The organism is Streptomyces sp. NRRL F-5135 (assembly GCF_000719775.1).
GTDB lineage: Bacteria > Actinomycetota > Actinomycetes > Streptomycetales > Streptomycetaceae > Streptomyces > Streptomyces hebeiensis.
Window position 1 is genome coordinate 410,096 of the sequence record NZ_JOHR01000009.1, and the last position, 25,558, is coordinate 435,653.

The window sequence follows — 25,558 nt, forward strand, 5'->3', positions numbered from 1 at the left end:
GAGCGGCGCCGCCCGCGACAGAAGCAGCCACCCACCCCGACACAAACGAGCGGGTCCTCATCCGTGAGGGATGAGGACCCGCTCGCTTCACGTTGGCGACACCGACCCGCCATGCTCGCCTCGCGGCAAGTGGTCGCTCTGAGCGACGATGGTTGGGCCCGGGGGCTTGGATCGGGCCGGTGCCACACCCAGGCTAACAAACCACTCCGGTAAGCGATTCCCCCACCACGGGTTGACTTGCGGTCAATCACCGTGGCACGAGCGGGTCAATCGCGGAGCAGGTCCGGTACGCCGTGCGCGTCGGGCTCGTCCCGGTCCGCCGCGATGACCGTGAGCGCCTGCGTCGCCCGGGTGAGGGCCACGTACAGCACCCGCAGCCCGGCCGGGGACTCGTCCGCGATCTCGGCCGGGGACACCACGACCGTCGCGTCGTACTCCAGCCCCTTGGCCTCCAGGCTGCCGAGCGCCACCACCCGGTCACCGAGGCCGGACAGCCAGCGGGCCGCCTGTGCGCGCCGGTTCATCGCCACGACGACGCCGACGGTGCCGTCCACCTGCTCCAGCAGCCGCCCGGCCTCGGCACGCACCGCCTCGGCCAGCCCCTCGGCCGGGCTCTCCGCCGGACCGACGGCCGGGCCCTGGCCGGACCGGCGCCCACGGGCCCGGCCGCGCCCGGTTCCGGCCGCCCGGCCGTCGGTCCCGCGCCCGCCGTCCGGTCCGCGCCCGCCTTCGGGCCCACGGCCCCCGGCGGTCCCGCGCGCGCCTTCGCCGCCCCGGCCGCCGCCTTCCACGACGCGGAAGACCGGCCGTACCCCCGTGGAACGCACCGCCCTCGGGGACCGGGCCCCCGGCATCGCCAGCGCCAGGACCCGGGCGGCCAGTTCGGCGATCTCGGCCGGGTTGCGGTAGTTCACGGTCAGCGTGAAGCGGCGGCGCGTGCGGGTGCCGAGCGCCTCGTCGCGCGCCTGGGCCGCCTCGTCCGGGTCCGACCAGGAGGACTGCGCCGGGTCCCCGACGACCGTCCAGGTGGCGTGCCGGCCCCGGCGGCCGACCATCCGCCACTGCATGGGCGTCAGGTCCTGGGCCTCGTCCACGATGACGTGCGCGTACTCCGTACGCTCCGCCGCCAGCCGCTCCGCGCGCTCGCGCTGGGTCTCCTCGCGCCGCGGCATCAGCTCCTCCAGCCCGGTCAGCTGGTCCAGCGGATCCGCCTCCCGGCGCTTCCTGGGCCTGGGCGGCGCGCCGAGCACGGTCTCCAACTCGTCCAGGAGCGCCACGTCGTGCACGGACAGCGGGCCGGAGCCGTCGGCGCCCAGCCGTTTGAGGGACCGGGCCAGCCGACGGGTCTCGCCCTGGTTGAGGACGCGCCGGGACCAGCGGGCCAGCCGCCGCTCGTCGGCCATCGCGGCGAGCACCCCGCGCGGGGTCAGTTCGGGCCACCAGGCGTCCAGGAACCGCTGGAAGGCGTCGTCCGAGGTCACGTCGTCGTCGAAACCCGAGCGCAGTTCGGCGGCGAGTTCGGCGTCGCCCGTCGCCGTGTACGAGTCGGCGCGCGCGGCGGCTCCCGACCGCGCCCAGAGGGCGTCCAGCAGCAGTCTTCGCGCCCGGGGCCTGAGCAGGTTGACCGGCGCGGTGCCGCCGAGCGCGGTCCGGCGGATCTGGTCCAGCTCGTCGGCCTCCAGCTCCAGCCGGCGGCCGAACGCGACCACCCGCAGGCGATCGGTCCGTACCGCCCCGACGGGCACGTCGCCGTCGGCACCGGAGCCTGGTCCCTGGTCCGCGGGGTCGTCGTCCCCGAAGGCGAGCTGCCCGGTGAGCTGTCCGGCCGGGGCGGCGGGCCGCTTCCTCGCCCCCCGCGTCGCCCCCGTAACGGCCGGGGCGCCCGCGGCCTGCTCCAGCGCTCCCCTGGCGGCCTTGCGCAGCACCTTCGACATCCGCGCGGAGCCCTTGACGCGGGCCACGGCCGGTTCGTCGTACACCGTGGCGTCCGCGCCGTCCACCAGCGACCCGATCGCCCGGATCGCGACCTGTCCCTCCTCGCCCAGCGAGGGCAGCACGCCCTCGGTGTACGCCACGAGGAGCGGCGTCGGCGAGACGATCAGGATGCCGCCCGCGTAGCGCCGCCGGTCCTGGTAGAGCAGGTACGCGGCACGGTGCAGCGCGACCGCCGTCTTGCCCGTGCCGGGGCCGCCCGACACCTCGGTGACCGAGGCGGCGGGCGCCCGGATCACCAGGTCCTGCTCCGCCTGGATGGAGGAGACGATGTCCCGCATGGTGTGGCTGCGCGCCTGGCCGAGCGCGGCCATCAGCGCGCCGTCGCCGATGACGGCCAGCGGGGCGCCGTCCAGTGCCGCGGTCAGCTCGGGGCGCAGCAGGTCGTCCTCGACCCCGAGGACCCGGCGGCCCTTGGAGCGGATGACCCGGCGGCGTACGACCCGTCCCGGATCGACCGGGGTGGAGCGGTAGAAGGGCGCGGCGGCGGGGGCACGCCAGTCGATGACGAGCGGCGCGTAGTCGGAGTCCAGGACGCCGATGCGGCCGATGTGCAGGCTCTCGGCGATGTCGGCGGTGTTGTCGGCCCGGATGGCGTCGTCCGCGGGTTCGACCGAGGTGTACGCCCCGTCCGGGCCCTTCTCGCCGTCCTTGCCGGGCAGCAGGTCGATCCGCCCGAAGAGGAAGTCCTCGAACTCGTTGTTCAGCCGGTTGAGGTGGATTCCGGCCCGGAAGACCTGGGCGTCCCGCTCGGCGAGGGCGCCGGGCGTGCCGACCTGGCCCCGCTGGGCGGCGTCGTGCATCAGGAACTCCGCCTCGTCGATCTTCTCCTCGAGGCGGCGGTACACCTGGTCCAGGTGGAGTTGTTCGACCTCGATCTCGCGCTCGCGGACCGATTCGTGCGGCGTGAGGCGCACGGGTTCGGCCCCCGTGACACGCATGGGTTCGCCCCCCGTCACGCGCACGGCGTCGTCGGGCTCCGTCGCGCGCACGGCCTCGTCGCGCTCCGCCGCGTGCACGGGGCCACGATCGCCAAGACGACCGGAATCGCCGGCGGCGTCACGAGCGGCGCCACGACCGGGGGCAAAGCCGGGGTCGGGACGCGGGTCGTGACCGGAATCCGGACGCGGATCGCGTCCGGAGTCGCCCGCGCGACCGACGGCCGGTCCTGCGGGTGCTACGGGTCCAGCGGAATCAACAGCGGCATCCTGCGCGGCCACCGAGGCCCCCTTCATGACGTGCGTCGGGCAGCCGTCAACCGTACGCGAAGGGGGCGGGTATGTCAGGCGTCACGCTCAGGCGTCGATCTCCACCAGCCGCTTGCCGTCGAACGTGCGCACCTCGAAGTGATCGATGTCCGCCTTGCTCATGGCCGTGCCGCCCTGGACATAGAGGGGCTTCTTTCCCTCCTCGTGCGTGCTGCCGGGGATGCCGTACCCCCACTTGGGCACCGACCACGTGGTGACGACCTCCTCTTCACCACTGCTGGAGACGGCGATCAGGCTGCATTTCTGCGGTCCCGTGACATTGCTCAGCTCCAGGGCCGTGAACGTGCCCCACGCCTTCTCCTCCATGCCGACGGTCCCGCTGACCTTGGTCGACGGGTCGGTCGCCGAGGCCTTGTCCTCCATGGCCTTCAGCTCGGCGGCCGGATCCGCCGTGCGCGGCGACGCCAGGTTGCTCGACCCGCTGTCGGAGCCGGTCGTGGCGACCACGGTGGCGACGGGGCCTCCGATGATCAGCGCCGCCGCGGCCGCGACGAGATAGAGTCCGCGCCGCTTGCGCTTGGCGCGCTTCACGGCGACCTCGTCGACCAGCCGGTCGAACATCTGCGGGCCGGGCTGTACGGACACGGCGGGCGTCGGCACCTGGCGCAGCGGGGTGACGGACGCCATCGGCGCGGTCGCCCCGGGCGAGAGGGGTGATCCCGGCGGCGCGAGCGAGCCGAAGGGATCGGGGTTGTCGGCGAGGAGAGCCAGCATCGGCTCCATCCCCGAGAACTCCTCCAGATGGACAGCACACACGTGGCAGCCGGCCAGATGCGCCTCGAAGGCGGTGGCCTCGGTCTCATCCAGAATTCCGAGAACGTACGCACCGACGGCCTCATGCACCGTACTGTCGTCACCCAGTCCGTAATTCCGCTCGTGTGTGGTCATGCCGAGATCCCCCTCTCCTCCAGCGCGAGCTTCATCGAACGCAGCGCATAGAACACGCGTGATCGTACGGTTCCGCTGGGTATGCCGAGCTTCTCGGCCGCCTCGTTCACCGTACGTCCCTTGAAGTACGTCTCTACGAGCACTTCCCTGTGGGCAGGGGTCAAATCATCCAGTGCATCAGAGAGCGTCATCAGCCACAACGCCTTGTCGATCTCGTCCTCCGCGGGCATGACCTCCAGCGGCGACGGGTCAACCTCCTGCGGCCGGGCCTGCCGGCTTCGGTGACCGTCGATGACGATGCGCCGGGCGACCGTCACCAGCCAGGGTCGGACAGAGCCGGTCGCACGGTTGAGCTGACCGGCGTTCTTCCAGGCACGGATGAGCGTCTCCTGCACGACGTCCTCGGCACGTTGGCGGTCACCCGCGACGAGGCGAAGGACATAGGCGAGCAGAGGTCCGGCGTGTTCCCGGTAGAGGGCGCGCATCAACTCCTCGTCGGCGACGGGGATGTTGGTGCGCTGTGCCTCGTTCCGGTGTCGGGCCCGGCGAGGTCGGTCATCGGCCACGGCCGCATCCTTGCGCACCTGAACCTCCCGGTCGACACCTTGTTGGCTGCTTCTCCCTCATCACTACGGACGTGCGCCGGAGGCCACTCAACAAGCCGGGAAAAAGTTTCAAGATCTTTTACGGGGCCCGGGAGGGCGGCATGGGCTGGTCCGCCCCGATCCGGAACCTGTGTCAAATCAATGCAGACTCCATGGAGATACTGTCCGGTAGCCGCGTAGAAACCGTGCAGACTTGGCTGAAAATCGCTCAACGACCTTACATAAAGCGAGGGTTCGGCCGCCCTACTTAGGGGTACCTACTGTCCCCCTCGCACCAAACCTCAGGGAATAACGGCGATTCGCACCGATTCGCCGAGATGTACGGGCGCCCATGGCGCGTGCCCGTATACGGAACGGACTACCCAACTTGCCCGTCAGGCACGCGCGAGGGCCGCACGACGTCGATGTCTGGCCACCCGCTCGCGGTTGCCGCACACCTCACTGGAGCACCAACGGCGGCGCCGCCCGCGGGAGGTGTCCAGGTAGACCCGGCGGCAGCTGTCGCCCTCGCACTGCCGCAGCCGAGCCCGCGCGGCCGGATCGGTGAGCAGTTCCACGGCGTCCCGCGCGACGACCGCCAGGAGCGCGGCGCAGTCGGGCTCGGCGTCGAGCGCCCGTACGAGCGTGCCGTCCGCCCTGCGTACGGCCCGGAGCGCCGGCGGCGCCCCGGCGGCCAGCGCGTTGACCCTGGCCAGGGCGGCGGTGGCGTCCCGGGACGGCCGGCCGTCGCGCTCGGCGCGCAACTCGGCGCGCACGAGCTCCCCGAGACGGCCCCTCAGCTCGGCGAAGGCCCGCACCCAGCGGGCGTCGACGGCCGTGAGCGGCGTCCCTTCCGGCACCAGCCCGGCACCGACGAGCCACTGGCCCAGCGGCACGGCGCCGTCGATCCGCTCCTGTCTTCCCGCGACCGGTTCGCCGGTCGCCAGGAGATCCAGGCAGACGCGCCCGGAGTCGAACCGCCATACGTACGAGCCCGTGCCCGTCGTCATGTCCCTGCCACCACCCTGGTCGCCGGTGGGTGCCGCGCTTGTCGGTCCTCCCAGCGTGCCCGTCCGGCGGCACCGACGTAACCCCCTCGGTCGGCCAGGGCCGCGGACACCGGGCGGACCGCTGACGCGGGTACGGCTCACACCGCCGCGGCGAACGCGGGTACGGCTCGCGGAGCCGTGTGCTCACACGTCCGCGTACTTGGAGTCCGCCGACGGGTCCAGGGCGAGCCGGTAGCCGCGCTTGACCACCGTGTGGATCAGCTTGGGCGCTCCCAGCGCGGTCCGCAGCCGGGCCATCGCCGTCTCCACCGCGTGCTCGTCACGGCCGGCGCCCGGCAGTACCCGCAACAGCTCCGCCCGCGACACCACCCACCCGGGGCGCCTGCTCAGCGCGTGCAGCAGCGCCATCCCGGCGGGCGGCACGGGCCGCAGGTCGCCGTCGACCAGGACGGCATGGCCGCGGATCTCCACCCGGTGCCCGGCCACCGGGAGCGTACGGGCACGGGCCGGCAGCTCCGCGCACAGCACCTGGACGAGCGGCCCGAGGCGGAAGCGCTCCGGCTGGAGCGTGTCGATGCCGTGCGCCTGGAGCGGCAGCGCGGTGACCGGCCCGACGCAGGCGGCCAGTACGTCGTGGTGCAGGGCGGCGAGCAGGTCCGGCAGCCGTCCGCGCTCCTCGGCCCGGGAGAGCAGCGAGGCGGCGGCGGGCGCGCTGGTGAAGGTGACGGCGTCCACGGTGCGTGCGACGACCGCGTCGATGAGCCGGTCGACGGGAGCGAGGTCCTCCGGGGGCATCCACCGGTAGACGGGCACGACGACCACGTCGGCGCCCCCTTCCTCCAGCGCCTCGACGAAGCCGGGCAGGGGTTCGCCGTGCAGCTGCAGCGCGACCCGGCGGCCCTCGACGCCCTGCGCCAGCAGCCGGTCGAGCACCTCGGCCATCGACTCGGAGGACGGCGACCAGGACTCCGTGAGCCCGGCGGCGCGGATGGCGCCCTTGACCTTGGGGCCGCGGGCCAGCAGCTCGACACCGCGCAGGGTGGACAGGAGGGCCTCGCCGTGGCCCCAGCCGTCGGCGGCCTCGACCCAGCCGCGGAAGCCGATCGCCGTGGTCGCCACGACCACGTCGGGGACGTGGTCGATCAGCTCCTTGGTGGCGGTGAGCAGCTCCGTGTCGTCCGCGAGCTGCACGATGCGCAGCGCGGGCGCGTGGACGACGGAGCCGCCGCGCCGCTGGAGCAGCGCGCCGAGTTCGTCGGCCCGCCGGGCGGCGGTGACCCCGATCGTGAAACCGGCGAGGGGGCCGTGCGGTGGCGAGCCGTGCCGCTCGGCACCGTGCCGCTCGGCACCGGTTCGCTCGGCGCCGGGTTGCCCGGGGCCGGTTCGCTGGTCGTCCATGCCCGCTCCTCCCTGTCGCTACGTCTGCCGGCTTCCCGTTACCCGTGACGACGTTCCCCGTGATGACTTCCCCGTGACCGTTTCCGGTGACCATTTCTGGCGACAACGGACGTGACGACCGAGCCTGTCAACAACAGATGACGGACTCGGTTCGCTGTCATTTCCCGGCCGTTACGTATACGTACACCACTACCGCATCACCACGTCGGGCCGCGTCGGGGCAGCGGCGGGGCCGGGGCAGGAGCGGCGAACGGTGCTCCCGGCATCCCACCTGCTCCGGCCCGCTCCCGCCGGCTCACACCTCGGCGTAGCTGAGCCGGGCCTCCGTCTGCTCCGTCACGGCGTCCTCCCGTGTCGCCTCCCGTGCCGTGCGGCGAAGGTATACCGCCCACGTCAGGGTGAAGCAGACGGCGTAGAAGACCAGGAAGACGACGAAGGCCGCGGTCCCGGTGCCCGCGCTCTGGAAGGACTGCCGGAAGGCGAGGTTGATGGCGAGCCCGCCGAGCGCGCCGACGGCCCCGATGAGCCCCATGGACGCCCCGGACAGCCGGCGCCCGTACGCGGCCGCGGCCTCGCCCGCCATCCCCTTCCGCAGCGCCTTCGCCTGGAAGATGCCGGGGATCATCTTGTAGGTGGAGCCGTTGCCGAGGCCGGTGAGCAGGAAGAGCGCGACGAACCCGACGAGGAAGACGCCCATCGACTCGATCAGGGAGGCGTAGATCACGACGGCGGTGGCGACGGCCATGGCGGCGAAGTTCCACAGCGTGATCCGCGCCCCGCCGTACTGGTCGGCGAGCTTGCCCCCGACCGGCCGGACGAGCGAACCGAGCAGCGGTCCGATGAACGTCAGGGACGCCGCCTGCAGGGGGGTGCGGCCGAACTGGGTCTGGAGGACCAGGCCGAACGCGAAGCTGTAGCCGATGAACGAACCGAACGTCCCTATATAGAGGACGGCCATGATCCAGGTGTGCCGGTCGCGCACGGCCTCGGCCGCCGCACCCGTGTCGTTCTTCACGGGCGCCAGGTTGTCCATGAACAGGGCCGCGCACACGGCCGCGGCGATGATCAGCGGGATGTACACGCCGAGCACGATCCGCGGGTGCGCGGCGCCCGCGGTGCCGATCACCAGCAGCCCGATCAGCTGCACGACGGGTACCCCGATGTTCCCGCCGCCGGCGTTCAGCCCGAGGGCCCAGCCCTTCTTCCGCAGCGGGAAGAAGGAGTTGATGTTGGTCATGGAGGAGGCGAAGTTGCCGCCGCCGACCCCGGTGAGCGCCGAGACGACCATGAAGTTGGTGTACGAGGTCCCCGGCTCCATCACGGCGAAGGCGGCGGCGGTCGGCACGAGCAGCAGCAGCGCGCTGATCACCGTCCAGTTCCGCCCGCCGAAGCGCGCCACGGCGAAGGTGTACGGCACGCGGGCGATCGAGCCGACCAGGGTGGCCATGCCGATCAGGAAGAACTTCCCGGCCGGGTCGATGCCGTACTCGGGGCCCATGAACAGGACCATGACCGACCACAGGGTCCAGATGGAGAACCCGATGTGTTCGGAGAGTACGGAGAAGAGCAGGTTGCGCCGTGCGATCCGCTCGCCGGTGTCACGCCAGAAGGTCTCGTCCTCCGGGTCCCACCGCTCGATCCAGCGGCCCCCTTTACGACGTGCGGTGGTGGTGGTCGGGGCAGTCATCACGCCTCCCGGACGGGGATCGGTTGGTGGTCCCGACCGTAGGTACGTCGCGTTTCACCGCCGTGCCTCACGAGGTGACCGGAAGGCAACCTTGCTCTCACCCGGTCGCGCCGCGTGCTGTGAGCGGGCCCGCCGGCGCCGCCCGGCCCCGGGTACGCCGCACGGCCTTCTGACATCGATGTCAGAAGGCCGGGATCGGTAACGTGCGGGAGATCGGACGGAGGAACCGCGATCAGACGGAGGAACCGCTGACGGCCGGTGCCTCGAGCGGCAGGATCTCCCGCTCGAAGAACTCCTGGAAGGGTTCGGCCCTGCCGTACAGGGTGTCGAATCCGGCCGAGGTCTCCGCGATCAGCGCCGGGTCGGTGTACCGGCGCGCCCCGTCCGCGTTCCCGTCGTCGTCGTACACCACCTCGTACATGGCCCGGTCCCCGAGGATCACCACTTCGGGTACGGGTCCGGTCCGCTCGATGTCCGCGATCCGCCGGGCGTCCATCACCCTGACGGGATCACCCAGCTCCTGGCGCAGCCGGAGCACATGGAATTCCCATTGCACATAGGGGGTCACCGGGAATTCCACCACCCGAAGGCGGCGCTGCGTGATTCCGAGGTCCGCCACCTCCGCCAATTGCCGGGTATAGATCTCGCGCTTCTCCTCGATGAGCGAGAGCGCGTTTTCCCATTCCCCGGCGGCGAACGCCTCCCAGCTCGGGAAGCCGCGTTCCTTGAATTGCTGGCCGCGTTCCAGTTTGTTCAGGTACCGGATTCCGCTCCGGAAGATCCGGTAGAAGTCCTCGTGGTAGCTCGGCCGGTCGAGTCGGTCGGATACGCCTTGGGCGAAGGAATCAAACACCGGGGATGTCCGGCTTCGCCGCGATCAGCATGTTCCTGGGAATGACCACGAGCCGCTCGTCGAGGCCGATCGAGACGCCCGCGGGCAGGTTCCTGCCGAGGGAATCGGTGAGATCCCGGCCGATCACCGCCACGTCCCCGTTCTCCAGCTCCCAGATGTCGGGGCAGTCGGGGGTGTCGGTCGTGTGGCCTAATTCCTGTGGAGATTTCCCCAACCGCTTCTTGAATCCCGTCGTCGGATCAGCTTCCCATGGCCTGGCCATAGCGTCTCCTGTCGCCGAATATTGTTCGACGGCACCTTATCATTCGGCACCCGCCGGACCCCTGCTCGTCGACCAACTCTGTCCAAAACAGTCCGCAATCCGACGCGGAATGACGGAATCTCCCTCTGCGTCGCGCCAGGAGAATGCCTCCTTGCCACACAGGGCTCAAGAGTGTATCAATATTTGATCAGGAAAAGATCGTACCGCCCACCTCGCCACTCGCCTCATTATCGGATCTACATACACGCGAGAGCCGTACAGGGGAGAGGTGACGGGCGGCGACACGGTACGGGGGAGCTGAAGCTGTGGATCCGGAAATCAGTTCACTCGCGCAGGGCGCGGGAGCCACATTGGTCACGCTGATGGTCACCGACGCCTGGGAGCGCGCCCGCGAGGGTGTCACCCGGATCTGGCGCCACGTCCAGCCCGAGCGGGCCGATTCCGTCGCCGCGGAGCTGGAGGTCAGCCGGGAGGACGTCCTGGCCGCGCACGCCGCCGACGACCGGCAGAGCATGGACGAGCTGCGCGCCCAGTGGCAGGGCCGGCTCCGGCGGCTGCTCGTCGCCCACCCCGAGGCGGCGGAGGAACTGCGCCGGCTGCTCGACGCGATCGATCCGGCGTCGGCCGGCGCCGCCCCGACGGTCACCCAGCACGCGACGGCCTCCGGGCAGGCCCGGGTCTACCAGGCGGGACGAGACCAGCACAGCACCGAGCGATGACGACAGGCGGCGCGACCGACGACGACGACGCGACCGACGACGACGGCGGCGGCGGCGGCGCGACGAACGGCCGCGGCGGCGCGATGGACGGCCGCGCCGCGAACGACGGCCGCGTCTACCAGGCGTCCGGCGACCAGCACATCACCGAGCACCATCATTACGGGTACCGGCCCGGCGACCGCGCCGACGGCGGACACCCCGACAGCGCCGACCGCGCCGGCAGCCGCTCCGGCGCGCGCTTCGACGGGCGGTTCGACGACCGCGATCGGCACCCGGCGGCCCCCGACTCCGTCCGCCGCCCGACCGTCGGCCGCGCCCCGGTCGTCCTGCGCGACCGTGCCGAGGTGCTGGCGCGCCTGCGGGAGAGCGTCGCGCCGGGCCGGGGCGACGAGGTCTACGTCCTGCACGGCATGGGCGGCTGCGGCAAGACGGCCGTCGCCTCCGCGTTCTTCGAGTACGCCACCGCCGGGGGAGCCCGCGTCGGCCTGTGGGTCAACGCCTCCGACCGGGCGAGCCTGCGCGCGGGCATGCTCGCGGTGGCGGCCGACCGGGGAGCCGGCGACGGCGAACTGCTGGCCGCCCGCAACGGCTACCGGTCGGCCGCCGACCTGGTCTGGGAGCGCCTCGACCACTCCCCCGAGCCCTGGCTGCTGGTGCTCGACAACGCCGACGACCCGGCGATCCTGCGCGACGGCAGCTGGCTGCGCGGCAGCCCGCGCGGCACGGTCGTGGTCACGACCCGCAGATCGGCGGCGCGCTGGTGGCCGGGCGCGGAGTTGCAGCACGTCGGCGTACTGCCCCGGGAGGACGCCGCGCGCGTCCTGTGCGACCTGGCGCCGCACAGCGGCACACCGGCCCAGGCGGCCGAGGTCGCGGACCGGCTGGGCCGGCTGCCGCTGGCACTCACGCTCGCGGGCGGCTTCCTCTCCCACCAAGTGATCGACCCGTGGACCATGGACGCCTACGGGCGCCGGCTGGACGAGGGCGAGCGGGTCGCGCTCATCGATCAAGGAGCTGACGCATTGGCCGACGAGGACCCCCGGCAGCTGGTCGGCCGGACCTGGCAACTGACCCTAGACGCCTTCGAGACCAACGGCCTGCCCGAAGCGGCCGTGCTGCTGCGGCTGCTGGCCCGGCTGGCCCCCGAGCCACTGCCTCTGTCGCTGCTGGGCCGCCCGGAGATCGGCGACGTACTGCCGCGCGCCCGGGCCGAGACGGCGCTGCGGGCGCTGCTCGACCACTCGCTCACCGAACGGGTCGACATCGGCGTGCGCTGCGTGCGGAGCCATGGCGTCCTGCTCGACAGCGTGGCCGCCGCGACGCCGCCCGCGCTCCGCGGCACGCTGGACGCGACGGCGGCCCGGCTCCTCGACGCGGCCGTACCGGCCCGGCCGGACGCCGGTCCGTACGACCCCGTGTCACGCCTCCTCGCGCCCCATGTCCTGGCCCTGCTGCGCCGGGTCACGGAGCCGTCCGCGGCGGCCTGCGTACTGGCCGTCGCGACCCGGCTGGCCGTCGCGCTGCACCGCACCGGCGACTACCCCTCCGCCGAGGAGACGGCCCACGCCGCGGCCGACCTCGGCGCCGGCGCGCTCGGCGCGGAACACCGCCTCGTGCTGGCGGCCCGGTCGAGGCAGGGCCGGGCCCTGTTCCGGCTCGGCAGGTACGCGGAGGCCGAGACCCTGCTGAGCCGGATCCGCGCCACCCAGGAACGGCTGTTCGGCCCGGAGGACCCGGACACGCTGGACAGCTGCCACGGCCTCCAGCTCGTCCTCGTCAACCTCGGCCGCCGGGACGAGGCCCTCGCCCTCCTGCGCACCACGGCAGCGGCCCGCCACCGGACGCTGGGCCCCGAGCACCCGCTGACCCTGCGCTCCCGTTCCAGCCTGCTGACGATGCTGACCGCCGCCGAACTGGCCACGGCGGAGGGCCGGTCGCTGCTGTCCCTGCCCGACGAGTGCCGGCGCCACCTCGGCCCCGACCACACGGTCACGCTGGGCGCCCGGCACAACCACGCGTGGGCGCTGTACGTCCTGGGCCGGCACGAGGCGGCCGAGGAAGAGATCCAGCACGTCACCGCGGCCTACCGCGACCGCTTCGGCCCCGACTACCCCATCGCGCTCGCGGCCCAGCAACTGCTCGCCCGCACCCGGTCGGCACTCGGCCGGACGGACTCGGGGATCGAGCTGATGACGGACGTCGTCGCCCGCCGCGCCCACGCGCTCGGCCCCGACCACCCCTTCACCGCCGCGAGCCGCCGGCTGCTGGACGAACTCACCGCCCACTGACGCACGCCCGCCACCCGCTCGGGGCCGGCGGCACGTCAGCCGTGGGCGTCACGGTCTCCGGTGTCCCCTGTCTCCGGTGTCCTCTGTCGCGAACAGCGCACGGCACGACCCGACATCGCGACACGAACCCCCGGCGCGCTTCTCGCTGCGGACGTACGCGCTACCGCGCCCGCCGGTAGCTGCTGCCGTCGCGCGGGCGCTCCAGCAGGCCCGCAACGACCAGGTAGCGGCGCAGGGCCGCGCAGTCGTCGTGCACCGCGCGCAGCGCGTCGTTGACCTCGCGCTCGGTGTAGGCGCGGTCCCGCTCGAAGAGCGTCTCCGTGAGGTGGACGAGCAACTGCTCGCGGCGGGCCGGTCGGCGGGGGATCACGGTCAGCCGGCCGCCGGAGAACAGATCGGCCACCCCGCGCGCACCCGCGGTCGCGTTGTCGGACATGGCCGGAAGCCTCGTGCACCGGCCCGCCGCCCGGCAACGGATTTTGCCGGGCGGCGGCGGGCGACGGGCGACGGCGGACCGGTCGACGCGGGCGCGGGATCAGCCGTGTGCCGGCCTGCCCCGGCGGGCACCGGACCCGGCGGGCTTCGTGCCGTTCGGCCACAAACGTGGTTTCCGTTTGGCCGCGACGTCCTCGACCCAGCCCATCGCGAGGATCATCAGCGCCAGCAGCGGGAAGACCAGGACCAGGCTCAACGTCGAGTAGGCCGCGTCCAGTTGGGCGGAGAAGGCGTCGATGCCCGGGATGTTCCAGAGCTGGTCGACGAGCGGGACCGTGGCCATGATCAGGAGGTTGTGCCAGAGATAGATCGTCACGGCACGGTTGTTGGCGAGCGTGATCACGGAGTCGTACCGCGCCAGCCGGCCCGGCAGTTCCTTCCAGGACGGGCTGTACTGGAGCAGGATCACGCAGAAGCCGAGGGACCAGGTCGCCTGGGCGAGCGGGATCTCGTCCAGGTTCCAGCCCTCCTCGGTGAGGTGGCCCGAGGCCCACCACAGGGCGAAGGCCATCGTGAAGAACGCCACGGAGACCGTCACATAGCGCGGGACCTTCTCGAACAGGCCGTCGTTGTACGCGAAACCCAGCACCCAGCACGCGCCGTAGACCGCGAAGTCGGTCAGCGCCCGGCCCGCCTCGCCGGGTATCTCCACCAGCCCGGTGCCGATGACCGCCGTCAGCGCGACCGGGAACGCCAGCGTCGCCCAGGGCAGCCTGCGGAAGGCCCACAGCAGCAGCGGCGAGGCGAGCACGAACCACAGGTACGCGCGGATGTACCAGAGCGGACCCGCCGCCTGGTCGGCCCAGGTGGAGTCCAGCAGGCCGCCCGGCGAACCGCTCTCCCACGGGTACGGCGGGGCCCCAACCGGGACGAGGTAGTTGGCCACCTTGGCCCACCCCCAGGCCCCCTCGTCCGTGCCCGGCTGCCAGCCCATCACGAACATCAGCGGCACGACGAGCGCCGCGAACGCCCACATCGGCGGCAGCAGCCTGCGCAGCCGCCCGCGGATGACGCTCCACGGCGGGCGCTTCGACAGCGACCTGGCCATCAGCGACCCGGCCAGCGCGAACATCACGCCCATGGACGGGAAGAGGATGGTCAGCCACGCCCAGCCGAAGACGTGGTACACCACGACCCGCACCAGCGCGACGGCCCGCAGCAGGTCCAGGTAGCGGTCCCGGCCACCGGTCCGCGCGGGAGCGGGGGCGGCGGCCCGGGCGGGGTCCGGAACGGACTCCGCCGCGCCAGCCGCGCCCGCGCCCGCCGGATCCGGGTCGTCCGGACCGCCCGCACCCGCCGTCGACGGGCCGAACGGGTCGAGAGGTCGCGTACTCATCCGACCGGCCTCCGATCGACGTCCGCGTCCCGCCGCCGCTGCGTCGGGATCGACCCCGGTGCCTCCACCGCACCCGTCCGGCGCAGCTTCTGCCAGCGCAGCCGGCCACCGGTGAGCGCCGTGATCCAGGACTGGAGCAGCACCACGTACATGAGCTGCCGGTAGAGGATCTGCTGGAGGGGCAGCGAGATCAGATGCGTCATGCGCTCCTTGTCGAGCCGGAAGGCGTACGTCGCGCACACCGCCTGGAGCGCCAGTACACCGAGCCACGCCACGACCGTCTTCTGCGTCGGGCCGAAGACCAGCCCGTACAGCAGGAACACGTCGATCAGCGGGGCCAGCAGGGGCGCCAGCACCATGAACAGCGAGACCAGCGGCAGCCCGACCCGGCCGAAGCGCCCCGAGGGGCCGCGTTCGACGAGGGCGCGGCGGTGCTTCCAGATCGCCTGCATCGTGCCGTAGCTCCAGCGGTACCGCTGGGACCACAGTTGCTGAACGGACTCCGGCGCCTCGGTCCAGGCGCGGGCGCGCTCGGCGTAGACGACCTCCCAGCCGTCGCGGTGCATCGCCATGGTGATGTCGGTGTCCTCGGCGAGGGTGTCCTCGCTCATCCCGCCGACCCGCTCCAGCGCCTGCCGCCGGAAGGCCCCGACCGCGCCGGGGATGGTCGGCATGCAGCGCAGGACGTCGTACATCCGGCGGTCCAGGTTGAAGCCCATCACATACTCGATGTGCTGCCAGGCGCCGATGAGGGTGTCGCGGTTGCCGACCTTGGCGTTGCCCGCGACCGCGCCCACGCGCGGGTCGCCGAAGGGCTGCACCAGCTCGCGCACCGTGGACGGTTCGAAGACGGTGTCGCCGTCCATCATCACGATCAGGTCGTACCGGGCGTGCGCGATGCCGTTGTTGAGCGCGGCCGGCTTGCCGCTGTTCTGCTGGCGCACGACACGGACGTTCGGCAGCCACAGCTCCTCGACGATGTCCGCCGTCCCGTCCGACGAGCCGTCGTCGATGACGATGACCTCGATCGGATGGTCGCTCGCCATCAGGGAGCGCACCGTGTTGGCTATGCACTCGCGCTCGTTGTACGCGGGGACCAGCACCGTCACCGGTTCGGTCACGGGCGCGCCCCAGCTGAAGTCCCGCCGGCGCACCTTGCGGGCGTGCAGGAACGAGAGCAGCAGCATCAGGCCGAACCGGCCCATGACGAGCACCCCGATCACGGCGAGCCCGCCGACCAGCACGCCGGTGAGGTCCTCGGAGAGGGTGACGGCCGCGATCCACGCCTTGCCCTTCCACAGGTCCGCGCCCGCGACCTCGGTGTGGGCGCTGGGGGCGCCCAGGGCCTCGGTGAGGTTGCTGAAGGCGTACCCCCGCTTCTGCATGTCCGGCAGGAAGCGGTCCAGGGCCTCGACGGTCTGCGCGCGGTTGCCGCCCGAGTCGTGCATCAGCACGATCGAGCCCTTGGTGCCCTCGGGCGTGGCCCGCCGGATGATCTCGTCGACGCCGGGACGCTTCCAGTCCTCGCTGTCCGTGTGGTTGAGCACGGTGATGTAGCCGAGGCTGCCGATGTACTGCGTGACCGGCCAGGACTTGTTGTCCATGGCGGACGAGAAGGAGGAGTACGGCGGTCGGAAGAGCGAGGTCCGCACCCCGGCCGCGCCCGCGAGGACCAGCTGGTTCTGCGACAGCTCCCAGTCGATGCGCTCCTTGGTCTGGTACGCGAGGTCGGGGTGGTTGAAGGTGTGCAGGCCGACCTCGTGGCCCTCGTCCACCATCCGCCTGACCAGGTCCGGATAACGGGAGGCCATGGTGCCCGTGACGAAGAAGACCCCGTGCGCGTTGTACTGCTTGAGCTTGTCGAGGACCTTGGGGGTCCATTCGGGGTCGGGGCCGTCGTCGAAGGTGATGACCAGCTTGTGGTCGGGGATCGTCAGCGCGCGTGCGTCGCCGGAACCGCGTGCGTCGATGACCGGGCCGCCCTTGAGGATCCGTTCGGGCACCTGGTCGGTGGCGGCCGGTGGGCGGATGCGGTGGTCGGCCAGGATCTCGCTGTGCACGTATCCGCGCAGCATCAGCATGGCGAGCAGGGCGACGAGGATGAGGGAGGGCAGCAGGTACCGCATGGGGAGCCGACGCCGTTTCACCCGCTGCGCGGACGCTTTGCGCCGGGCCGCCTTCCGGCCGCCCGTCGGCGGGACGGGCGTGCCTGTCTGCGAGGGGAAGGACATGTCCGCGGGTGTACCGGAGGCCGGTGTGCCGGAGGCGGCCCAGCCGGCCCCATGTCCGCCGGCCCCATGTCTGCCGGCCCCATGTCTGCCGGACACCGGCCCGTCTCCGTCGTCGCGCCGACGGGCGCCTCTTCCGGTGGGGGTCATCTACTGTGCGCCTTCCGCGGCCAGGGCCTGGTTGTTCAGCTGTGGTGGCGATGTCTGCACGGGGTCGCCCGATTCACCCGGATCCGGGCTGTTCGACGGGGACGGCGGCGGCGACGGGTCACCGTCGCCCGTTCCGCCGGGCCCCGTGTCCGGGTCACCGCCGGGCGGTGGTGATGTGTCGGAGCCGGGCTTCTCCTCCCCCTCCCCGGGCGGCGGGGCGTCCGGGGCGGTCGGGCCGCCCGCCCCCGGGTCCGGCTGCCGGTCGGGGCCGGGGGTGACGCCGCCGGTGGACTCCCGCGCGATCTCGCCGCCCGCCGCCGGGTCCGTCGCGGAGGGCGAGGCGTCCGGGGCGCCGGGCGCCCCGGAGAGGGAGGCGCCGACCGTGGGCGTGGGCTGTATCTCTACGGTCTCCGACCTGCCCTTTTCCTCGGCGAGACCGGGTATCGGAAGCCAGGGCGCGCTGGAGTTCCCGCCGAGCAGGGTGCCTATCACCGTCATCGCGTAACCGGCGCAGGCGAGGGTGATGACCCAGCCGGCCCGCCGGAATTTCTTGCTCCGGCGACCGCTGGCGTCGACGAAGACCGGGCCGTCGGCGTCCCCGGGGGCGGCGGCGGCCGGTGGTGCCGCACCGATCTCGACCCGCTGTTCGTCCCTGTTCCGCGGCTCACTCCCGACCCGCTGCTCGCTCCGCGACCCGTCGCCCACCATCGGCAGGGGACGCGTCCGGTCGGGCGGGCCGGAGTGGAGACGCCCCCGGACATCCAGTTCCACGGTGACGTCATTCGGCTCATGCGTATGCCCATCACGGGCGTCTTCAGGCCAATTATCCACAGGTGTACGCACATCCCCCACCACTTAATGACATGGGCGCACGCATGAACGGCTGGTTACTCCACCGGTCAGGTTCCCCAACCCGAACCGGCCGCCCCCCTGTCACTCCGCACCCGGGAGATGAATGTAGCGCACGCCGTTGACAGCCGAGTTCCGCTTCACGAGTTGCCGTACGCCCTCCCGGGAGCCGTGGTAGGGAACAGGCTCCCCGGAGTACGGACCAACCGGCCCTCCTGTTCAGCCAGTTCGCCGGCCGCCGTACGCAGCGCGATCAGTCCTGGGTGACCGCTCCCCGTGCGCCGCGCCAGGGGCGCCGGCGAGAGCGGTACGGGGGCGGTCGGCGGGCGCGGCACTGTGTCGGGCATCACCGGGAACTCCACGACGGCCGGCGGCGAATTGCGGTGGTTCGCCCTCACTCGCCGGATTTCCGCGGTCCCCACCGCCATGGGCGCCGGTGGCGCGATCTCGATGCCGTACCCCGCGCGAAGTCGAACAGGCCACGTGGCACCGGCCGCGTTTCGGCGCGAACGTGAGCCGCATGTGAGCCGCACACGACGAAGGTCCCGCAGCCACCAGGGCTGCGGGACCTTCGCTCACATGGGAATTGTGGAGATGGCGGGAATCGAACCCGCGTCCAACGGTGCGGAACCAGGGCTTCTCCGAGCGCAGTCCGCTGCGATTTTCTCGGCCCCGGAGATCACACGGACAAGTCTCCGACGGGCTCAGTCACTGTTTGGTTTCCCTGTACACCCCGTGACCGGGCGTACAGGTTTAGTTCCCTAGCTGATGCCAGGATCCGGGTCGGGAACAACCCCGGGCTGACACTCCGCAGAGTCTTCGCTAGCTGCTAATTAGGCAGCGAGGGCGAAGGCGGAGGAATCGCGCTTGGAATTGGCGATTATTGTTTGCGACATATGGTTAACGAGATCATTGCCGCTTCCTCGGCTCGCTTCCCCTGCTTCGACATCCGCTGTCGAAACCGATCATCCCCATGTTGATTTTTCAAATGTGCCCGGTCGGCCCGGGCACGCACACCCGCTGTGAGGTGCGAGTCCATCGTACGTGAACAACGCACGACGATGCCAGCCTATTTCCGCGCGGCCGTCCCCGCCGACGGGCCGGACGGAACCGTCCCGAGCGGCCGCGGCCGGGCCCGCGCTCAGGCCCGCTGCCGCCGCCGCACCGCCGAGATCGCCCGCTCCGCCTCGCGCCGGTCCTGCTTCTCCCGCAGCGTCTGGCGCTTGTCGTACTCCTTCTTGCCCTTCGCCAGCGCGATCTCGACCTTGGCCCGGCCGTCCTTGAAGTACAGGGCGAGCGGCACGATCGTGTGACCCGTCTCCTGCGACTTGGACTCCAGCTTGTCGATCTCCAGCCGGTGCATCAGCAGCTTCCGCTTGCGCCGGGCGCTGTGGTTGGTCCAGGTCCCCTGGCTGTACTCGGGCACGTGCACGTTGTGCAGCCATGCCTCGTGCCCGTCGATCTGCACGAAACCGTCCACCAGCGAGGCGCGTCCCTGGCGCAGGGACTTCACCTCCGTGCCCATCAGCACGAGACCGCACTCGTATGTGTCGAGAATGTGGTAGTCGTGCCGTGCCTTCTTGTTCTGCGCGATGAGTTTGCGCCCTTTTTCCTTCGCCATAGTCCCGCCATTTTCGCACCCCGGCGCAACTTCTTTTCACCGGTCGGCCCGGGGCGCGCGGCGCTCACCTCACGGTGTGACGCCGAGACCGCCGAGCACCGTCCTGGCGTGCTCCTGCACGCCCTCCCTGACCGCGAGGTCGGGGGCGACGCCCCGGCCGTCCACGGCGTGACCGGCCGGCGTGCGGTAATGGCCGACGGTCAGCTCGGCCACCGAGCCGTCCGCGAGCTTGCTGGGCATCTGGACCGAGCCCTTGCCGAAGGTGCGCGAGCCCACGGTCACCGCCCGGCCACGGTCCTGGAGGGCGCCGGTGAGCAGTTCGGCGGCGCTCATCGTGCCGCCGTCGACCAGGACGACCAGGGGCCGGTCGGTGTCCCCGCCGGGCCTCGCGTACAGGGCGCGCTGCTCCCCGCCCACGTCGTACGTGGCGACCAGCCCGCCGTCGAGGAAGGCGGAAGCCGCCTCGACGGCCTCGGACACCAGCCCGCCGCCGTTGCCCCGCAGGTCGAGCACGACACCGGTGCCCTCGGGGGCGTCGCGGACCACGTCCCGGACCCGCTCGCCCGTACCCCGTGTGAACGACTCGACCCTGATGCGCAGCGCCCCGCCCTCGATCCTGCCGACGGAGACGGATTCGGTGCTCAGCCGGGCCCGGCGCAGGCTCTCGGTCCAGCGCCGGCCGTCCCGCTCCAGACCGACCCGGACGAGGGTGCCGGCGGCGGCCTCGGAGCCCGGGCCGTCCCCCGTACCGGCGCCGGGGACGGCCTCGCCCCTCAGCAGCGCCATGACCTCCGTGACGGGCCTCTTCGCGACGCTCGCGCCGTCCACGGTCCTGATGGTGTCCCCCGGCCCGATGCCGGACCTGGCCGCGGGGCCCCCGGGCTGCACCCGGGTCACTTCCACGAGCCCGCCGAGGGTGCGCCTGCCCCAGAGCCCGACACCGGTGTACTCGCCGTCGAGGGCCTGCTCGAACTCCTCGTACTCCTTCTTGTCGTACACGGCGCCCCAGCGGTCGCCGCTGCGGCTGACGACCTCCTCGGCCGCCTCCGTGGGGGACTTGCCCTCCGCCAGGGCCTTGGCCGCGGCTCTGGTGACCTCCTCGGGGACGGCCGTCCCCGAGCCCGGGCCCGTACCGTCACGGCCGCCGACGCCCGCCCTCGAGGCGGCGTTCGCGCGCTCGGCGGAGGCGTCCTCCTCCCGGGGCAGGGAGTTCGTCGCCGCGCCCGTCGCGAGCACGCTCGCGAAGACCAACGTCAGAACCGCCCCGCGGCCCAGCCCCTGGGCCCTGCCCCTCGGTCTTCGCGGGCCCCGCGCTGAACAACGGGGCCGTTCGTGCGACTCTGAGCCCGCCATGGCGCCGAGTCTAGGACAACGGGGGCCTTACGGACGGCGCTTGTGACCCCTCGCACCGGGCGGGACTTGTCACACCCGGAGGTACTTGCGCAGCGCCAGGAAGGCCGCCAGAGCGGGCATCAGCAGACCGATGACGATCACGAGCGGAAGCTTGGTCAGCACCGCGTCCCAGCCGATGAAGTTGACCAACTGCATCTTGTCGGCGAGGGCGAAGCCGTTGTCGATGATGAAGTAGCGGCCCAGGAGCAGGAAGACGCAGGCCACGACGCCGCCGATCAGCCCGGCCACCGCCGCCTCCAGGATGAACGGCATCTGGATGTAGAAGCTGGAGGCGCCGACGAGCCGCATGATCCCGGTCTCACGCCGACGGCTGAACGCGGACACGCGCACGGTGTTGACGATGAGCATCAACGCGATCACGAGCATCAGGCCCATCACGAGCAGCGCCGCGATGTTCATGCTCCGCATCAGGTTGAACAGGTTCTCCAGGATGTCCCGCTGGTCCTGGACCGACTCGACGCCGTCCCGGCCCTCGAAGGCGGTGGCCACCACCTTGTACTTCTCGGGGTCCTTGAGCTTGACCCGGAAGGACTCCGGCATCTGGTCCGGGGTGATCGTGCCGGCGATGGGCGAGTCGCCGTACCGCTCCTTGTAGTGCTTGTACGCCTCGTCGGACGTCTCGTAGTGGACGGTCTCGACGATGTCCGACATCTTGTCGAGGTCGGCCTCGATCTCCTTCTTCTGCTCGCCGGTGACGGCACCCTTCGCGCACTTGGGCGTGGTCGTCGCGTCGGTCTTGTTGCAGAGGTAGATGGAGACGTTGACCTTGTCGTACCAGTACCCCTTCATCGCGTTGACCTGGTCGCTCACCAGCAGCGCGGCGCCGAACAGGGCGAGCGAGAGGGCCACGGAGACGACGACCGCGAAGGTCATCGTGAGGTTTCGGCGGAGACCGACGCCGATCTCCGACAGGACGAACTGGGCGCGCATGGCGTCCTTTCAGCTTTCAGCTTTCCGCTTTTGATTCAGCTTTGATGCTCGATGCCGGGCGCTCGCGCATCGCGCACGCGGTACGCGGCCCATGCCCGCCGCCGGGCGGCTCAGTGCTGGTAGCCGTAGACGCCGCGGGCCTGGTCACGCACCAGTCGGCCCTTCTCCAGCTCGATCACGCGCTTGCGCATCTGGTCGACGATGTTCTGGTCGTGGGTCGCCATCACGACGGTCGTGCCCGTACGGTTGATGCGGTCCAGCAGCTTCATGATGCCGACGGAGGTCTGCGGGTCGAGGTTGCCGGTCGGCTCGTCCGCGATCAGCAGCATCGGCCGGTTGACGAACGCCCGCGCGATCGCGACGCGCTGCTGCTCACCGCCGGACAGCTCGCCGGGCATCCGGTCCTCCTTGCCGCCGAGGCCGACGAGGTCGAGGACCTGGGGGACGGACTTGCGGGTCTCGCCACGGGACTTGCCGATGACCTCCTGGGCGAACGCCACGTTCTCCGCGACGGTCTTGTTCGGCAGCAGCCGGAAGTCCTGGAAGACCGTGCCGAGCTGGCGGCGCATCTGCGGCACCTTCCAGTTGGACAGCCGGGCGAGATCCTTGCCGAGGACGTGCACAATGCCATGAGTGGCACGTTCCTCACGGAGGAGAAGTCTCAGGAAGGTCGACTTCCCGGAACCGGACGAGCCGACCAGGAAGACGAACTCCCCCTTCTCTACTTCGAGGGAGACGTCACGCAGGGCGGGACGGTTCTGCTTCGGATAGGTCTTGGAGACGTTGTCGAATCGGATCACGGAGGCACCAGGGTCGGCCGGGAGTAGGTGAGCGAGACCTTACGCGAAGCGGAGAGGGCCGCGCAGTCGGCGTCCGCGGTTACCACCCGGACACGGGACCGGCTTGGGCGATTTGTCATGGATACGGTACGGGCTCCGGCGGAGGCACCCGTGGCGGGATCCGGACGGCCGCGCCGAAAGCGCGGGGAACTGGCACAGTGGAGGAGGGAACCGTCGTGTTTCCCGGAGCGTTGAGCGGAGTGACAGTGCCCCTGACAGCACTGACAGGACCGGCAGGACCGACAGGACCGACAGCTCCGCCGCGCGGTGAGGAGGAAAGCGCATGACCTATGACCGATTGGTGTGCGCCAACTGCGCGGGGCCGGTCACCGAGGGCAGGTGCCGGGTGTGCCGGGCCCACCGGGAGCGGTTGCAGCAGCAGGGCCCCCTGGGCTCCCTGAGCCCGGTGGCGCTGCTGACGCTGGTGGTGCTGCTCATGGCGGCGGTGGCGCTGGTGGCGGCGCACCAGCCCGCCTGAGACGCGGCAACGGGAAGGGCCCGGACGCTCATGGCGTCCGGGCCCTTCGTGCGACTGGCTTCGTGCGACCGATTCGCCGCGCCTCACCGCGTCACCGCAGGGGCCGCCGCGTACCTAGGCGCGGGAAGCACCTAGGTACGCGGGGCACCCGGCGTACGTCGTCAGGCGGCGGTACGGCCACCGCCCACCAGACGGGGCAGCATCCGGAAGCCGATGCCACCGGCGATCATCGTGGCGGCACCGATGAGCAGGAACGTGGTCGTGTCGCCGGCACCGGTCTCGGCCAGCTCCTCCTTGCCCACGCTCTGCTCGACCGGCTTGGAGCCGGCGCTGTCGGTGCCGGTGTTGTCGGCGCACTCGGCACCGTCCAGGTCGACGGTGCAGGTGCCCGCGCCCTCGTCGTCCGAGCCGTTGCCGCCGGGTGCGCCGCCGCCGTTCTCACCCGGGGTGTTCGGGGTCGGGGCGGACGGGTCCGAGGGTTCCGACGGGTCACCGGCCGGCGGGTCCGACGGGTCGGTCGGGTCCGTAGGCGGATCGGACGGGTCGGTGGGCGGGTCCGACGGGTCGGTCGGGTCCGTGGGCGGCTCCTCCGGCTCGGTCGGCGGCTCCTCCGGCTCCGTGGGCGGCTCCTCCGGCTCGGTCGGCGGCTCCTCCGGCTCGGTCGGCGGGTCCTCCGGGTCGGTCGGCGGCTCCGGAATGTCGGTGGGCGGGTCCGTCGGGTCCTCGTCGCCGAGGGAAACGTTCACGCCGACGATGCCCAGATCGATGTCGGTGGCCGAAGCGGCACCCGCGGCGGTCAGGGAAGCGCCCGCGGCGATCACGGCACCGGCCGCGAGCCGTGCGACGCGGATCCGCGTCTTCTTGGTCATCTGCCTGCTACCCCCAGTAGCTGATACGTCATTGGCGTAGCGTCCGGGGCTGCGGCCGCTGGGGGTCACATGTCTCGCCGCCCCCGGTTTCACGCGCCCCTCGCATACGCATGCCGCGTCAGCTTTGCCATTTTTTATATATGCGTCAAGGTCGTTGCGCGTGCGATGACCGTTATGGAGTTAGTTGTCCATCGCGCGGGGATGCAACTGTGACATAAAAGGGAACTGCCGCCCGACGGACGGCAGTTCCCTTGTCGACAAAGCGTGTTTCTACTTCTCCTGCTGCTTGCGCCAGCGAATTCCGGCTTCGAGGAATCCGTCGATCTCCCCGTCGAGCACGCTCTGCGGATTGCCGACTTCGAACTCCGTCCGCAGGTCCTTGACCATCTGGTAGGGGTGCAGGACGTACGAACGCATCTGGTTGCCCCAGGAGTTGCCGCCGTCGCCCTTGAGCGCGTCCATCTTCGCCTGCTCCTCCTGGCGGCGGCGTTCGAGCAGCTTCGCCTGGAGGACGTTCATGGCGCTCGCCTTGTTCTGGATCTGGGAGCGCTCGTTCTGGCAGGAGACCACGATGCCGGTGGGGAGGTGGGTGATACGGACCGCGGAGTCGGTGGTGTTGACACCCTGCCCGCCGGGGCCCGAGGCGCGGTAGACGTCCACGCGCAGCTCGGACTCGTCGATCTCGACGTGGTCGCTGGACTCGACGACCGGGAGCACCTCGACACCCGCGAAGGACGTCTGTCGGCGGCCCTGGTTGTCGAAGGGCGAGATACGGACGAGCCGGTGGGTGCCCTGCTCGACGGAGAGCGTCCCGTACGCGTACGGCGCCTTGACGACGAAGGTGGTCGACTTGATGCCGGCCTCTTCCGCGTACGACGTCTCGTAGACCTCCGTGCCGTAGCCGTGGCGCTCGGCCCAGCGCAGGTACATGCGCTGGAGCTGTTCGGCGAAGTCGGCCGCGTCGATGCCGCCGGCCTCGGCGCGGACGTTGACGAGCGCCTCGCGCTCGTCGTACTCACCGGACAGGAGGGTACGGACCTCCATCTCGTCCAGCGCCTTGCGCACCGCCTCCAGCTCGGTCTCGGCCTCGGCCCGGGTGTCCGAGTCGTCCTCGGCCTCCGCCAGCTCGAACAGCACTTCCAGGTCGTCGATACGCCCGCGCAGCGCCTCCGCCTTACGGACCTCGGCCTGGAGGTGCGAGAGCCGGCTGGTGATCTTCTGCGCGGCCTCCGGGTCGTCCCACAGGGACGGGGCCGCGGCCTGCTCCTCCAGCACGGCGATGTCGGCCCTCAGCTTGTCGAGGTCGAGGACGGCCTCGATCGACCCCATGGTCGAGGAGAGGGACTTCAGCTCTTCGGATACATCGACGACTGCCACGGGTCCAGCGTAACGGCTGAGAGC

Annotated in this window: 22 protein-coding genes and 1 other RNA gene; 3 read left to right on the forward strand and 20 right to left on the reverse strand. The window is 71.3% G+C overall.

Going from position 1 to position 25,558, the window contains the following annotated elements; all coding sequences use genetic code 11:
- Positions 1 to 266: 266 nt before the first annotated feature.
- The 8 genes from IG02_RS0118715 to IG02_RS0118750 form a co-directional block, all read right to left on the reverse strand.
- Positions 267 to 2,933 carry a HelD family protein gene (locus IG02_RS0118715; RefSeq protein ID WP_063756815.1) on the reverse strand — a complete coding sequence of 889 codons (2,667 nt, stop codon included), beginning with the start codon at positions 2,931 to 2,933 and terminating at the stop codon, positions 267 to 269.
- Positions 2,934 to 3,287: 354 nt separating this feature from the next.
- Positions 3,288 to 4,148 carry a zf-HC2 domain-containing protein gene (locus IG02_RS0118720; RefSeq protein WP_030748947.1) on the reverse strand — a complete coding sequence of 287 codons (861 nt, stop codon included), beginning with the start codon at positions 4,146 to 4,148 and terminating at the stop codon, positions 3,288 to 3,290.
- Positions 4,145 to 4,732, reverse strand: a complete 588-nt coding sequence (locus tag IG02_RS0118725) for a sigma-70 family RNA polymerase sigma factor (protein ID WP_030748950.1) — start codon at positions 4,730 to 4,732, stop codon at positions 4,145 to 4,147. Before IG02_RS0118725 ends, IG02_RS0118720 begins: the two co-directional genes overlap by 4 nt.
- A 395-nt stretch (positions 4,733 to 5,127) precedes the next feature.
- Positions 5,128 to 5,742: a CGNR zinc finger domain-containing protein gene (locus tag IG02_RS0118730; protein WP_030748953.1), complete on the reverse strand. Its 615-nt coding sequence runs from the start codon at positions 5,740 to 5,742 to the stop codon at positions 5,128 to 5,130.
- A gap of 183 nt (positions 5,743 to 5,925) precedes the next feature.
- Complete coding sequence (locus tag IG02_RS0118735; protein ID WP_078854591.1) at positions 5,926 to 7,140, reverse strand: uroporphyrinogen-III synthase; 1,215 nt, start codon at positions 7,138 to 7,140, stop codon at positions 5,926 to 5,928.
- Between the two features lie 295 nt (positions 7,141 to 7,435).
- The gene (locus tag IG02_RS0118740) at positions 7,436 to 8,827 is read right to left on the reverse strand and encodes a nitrate/nitrite transporter (protein ID WP_051765267.1); all 1,392 of its coding nucleotides are present in this window, start codon (positions 8,825 to 8,827) and stop codon (positions 7,436 to 7,438) included.
- Positions 8,828 to 9,059: 232 nt separating this feature from the next.
- Positions 9,060 to 9,680: a DUF6879 family protein gene (locus tag IG02_RS0118745; protein ID WP_030748963.1), complete on the reverse strand. Its 621-nt coding sequence runs from the start codon at positions 9,678 to 9,680 to the stop codon at positions 9,060 to 9,062.
- On the reverse strand, positions 9,673 to 9,942 hold the full coding sequence (locus IG02_RS0118750; protein WP_030748967.1) for a hypothetical protein: 270 nt from the start codon (positions 9,940 to 9,942) through the stop codon (positions 9,673 to 9,675). Before IG02_RS0118750 ends, IG02_RS0118745 begins: the two co-directional genes overlap by 8 nt.
- A gap of 305 nt (positions 9,943 to 10,247) precedes the next feature.
- Between IG02_RS0118750 and IG02_RS0118755 the strand changes: the two genes are divergently transcribed.
- Positions 10,248 to 10,661 (forward strand): hypothetical protein, encoded by a 414-nt coding sequence (locus IG02_RS0118755; protein ID WP_030748976.1) that lies wholly within the window; start codon positions 10,248 to 10,250, stop codon positions 10,659 to 10,661.
- An 83-nt stretch (positions 10,662 to 10,744) separates the two neighbouring features.
- Positions 10,745 to 12,949: a tetratricopeptide repeat protein gene (locus IG02_RS0118760; protein ID WP_030748978.1), complete on the forward strand. Its 2,205-nt coding sequence runs from the start codon at positions 10,745 to 10,747 to the stop codon at positions 12,947 to 12,949.
- 160 nt (positions 12,950 to 13,109) lie between these two features.
- On the opposite strand, the gene IG02_RS0118765 is transcribed toward IG02_RS0118760, so the two are convergent.
- The 10 genes from IG02_RS0118765 to ftsE form a co-directional block, all read right to left on the reverse strand.
- A complete protein-coding gene (locus IG02_RS0118765) occupies positions 13,110 to 13,385 on the reverse strand; it encodes a DUF2087 domain-containing protein (protein WP_030748980.1) in 276 nt (91 codons plus the stop codon).
- 99 nt (positions 13,386 to 13,484) lie between these two features.
- Positions 13,485 to 14,780 (reverse strand): acyltransferase family protein, encoded by a 1,296-nt coding sequence (locus tag IG02_RS0118770; RefSeq protein WP_030748983.1) that lies wholly within the window; start codon positions 14,778 to 14,780, stop codon positions 13,485 to 13,487.
- Positions 14,777 to 16,906 (reverse strand): glycosyltransferase, encoded by a 2,130-nt coding sequence (locus IG02_RS0118775; protein ID WP_030748985.1) that lies wholly within the window; start codon positions 16,904 to 16,906, stop codon positions 14,777 to 14,779. The genes IG02_RS0118770 and IG02_RS0118775 overlap by 4 nt, the downstream gene beginning before the upstream one ends.
- Positions 16,907 to 17,158: 252 nt before the next feature.
- Positions 17,159 to 17,929, reverse strand: a complete 771-nt coding sequence (locus IG02_RS0118780) for a hypothetical protein (RefSeq protein WP_051765270.1) — start codon at positions 17,927 to 17,929, stop codon at positions 17,159 to 17,161.
- Between the two features lie 218 nt (positions 17,930 to 18,147).
- Positions 18,148 to 18,354, reverse strand: coding sequence for a hypothetical protein (locus IG02_RS41635; protein ID WP_158712336.1), 207 nt, complete (start codon positions 18,352 to 18,354; stop codon positions 18,148 to 18,150).
- Between the two features lie 239 nt (positions 18,355 to 18,593).
- Positions 18,594 to 18,980: a transfer-messenger RNA gene (gene ssrA, locus IG02_RS38345) on the reverse strand.
- A 168-nt stretch (positions 18,981 to 19,148) separates the two neighbouring features.
- Positions 19,149 to 19,628, reverse strand: a complete 480-nt coding sequence (gene smpB, locus IG02_RS0118785) for an SsrA-binding protein SmpB (protein ID WP_030748991.1) — start codon at positions 19,626 to 19,628, stop codon at positions 19,149 to 19,151.
- Between the two features lie 69 nt (positions 19,629 to 19,697).
- Positions 19,698 to 20,981, reverse strand: coding sequence for a S41 family peptidase (locus IG02_RS0118790; RefSeq protein WP_078854592.1), 1,284 nt, complete (start codon positions 20,979 to 20,981; stop codon positions 19,698 to 19,700).
- Positions 20,982 to 21,050: 69 nt separating this feature from the next.
- Positions 21,051 to 21,971 carry a permease-like cell division protein FtsX gene (ftsX, locus tag IG02_RS0118795; protein ID WP_030748997.1) on the reverse strand — a complete coding sequence of 307 codons (921 nt, stop codon included), beginning with the start codon at positions 21,969 to 21,971 and terminating at the stop codon, positions 21,051 to 21,053.
- A gap of 110 nt (positions 21,972 to 22,081) precedes the next feature.
- On the reverse strand, positions 22,082 to 22,771 hold the full coding sequence (ftsE, locus tag IG02_RS0118800; RefSeq protein ID WP_030749000.1) for a cell division ATP-binding protein FtsE: 690 nt from the start codon (positions 22,769 to 22,771) through the stop codon (positions 22,082 to 22,084).
- 322 nt (positions 22,772 to 23,093) lie between these two features.
- On the opposite strand from ftsE, the gene IG02_RS0118805 reads away from it, so the two are divergent.
- On the forward strand, positions 23,094 to 23,288 hold the full coding sequence (locus tag IG02_RS0118805; RefSeq protein ID WP_030749003.1) for a hypothetical protein: 195 nt from the start codon (positions 23,094 to 23,096) through the stop codon (positions 23,286 to 23,288).
- 161 nt (positions 23,289 to 23,449) lie between these two features.
- On the opposite strand, the gene IG02_RS0118810 is transcribed toward IG02_RS0118805, so the two are convergent.
- Together IG02_RS0118810 and prfB are read right to left on the reverse strand one after the other, a co-directional pair.
- Positions 23,450 to 24,157: a hypothetical protein gene (locus tag IG02_RS0118810; RefSeq protein ID WP_030749004.1), complete on the reverse strand. Its 708-nt coding sequence runs from the start codon at positions 24,155 to 24,157 to the stop codon at positions 23,450 to 23,452.
- 270 nt (positions 24,158 to 24,427) lie between these two features.
- Complete coding sequence (prfB, locus tag IG02_RS0118815) at positions 24,428 to 25,534, reverse strand: peptide chain release factor 2 (RefSeq protein WP_030749006.1); 1,107 nt, start codon at positions 25,532 to 25,534, stop codon at positions 24,428 to 24,430.
- Positions 25,535 to 25,558 lie beyond the last annotated feature (24 nt).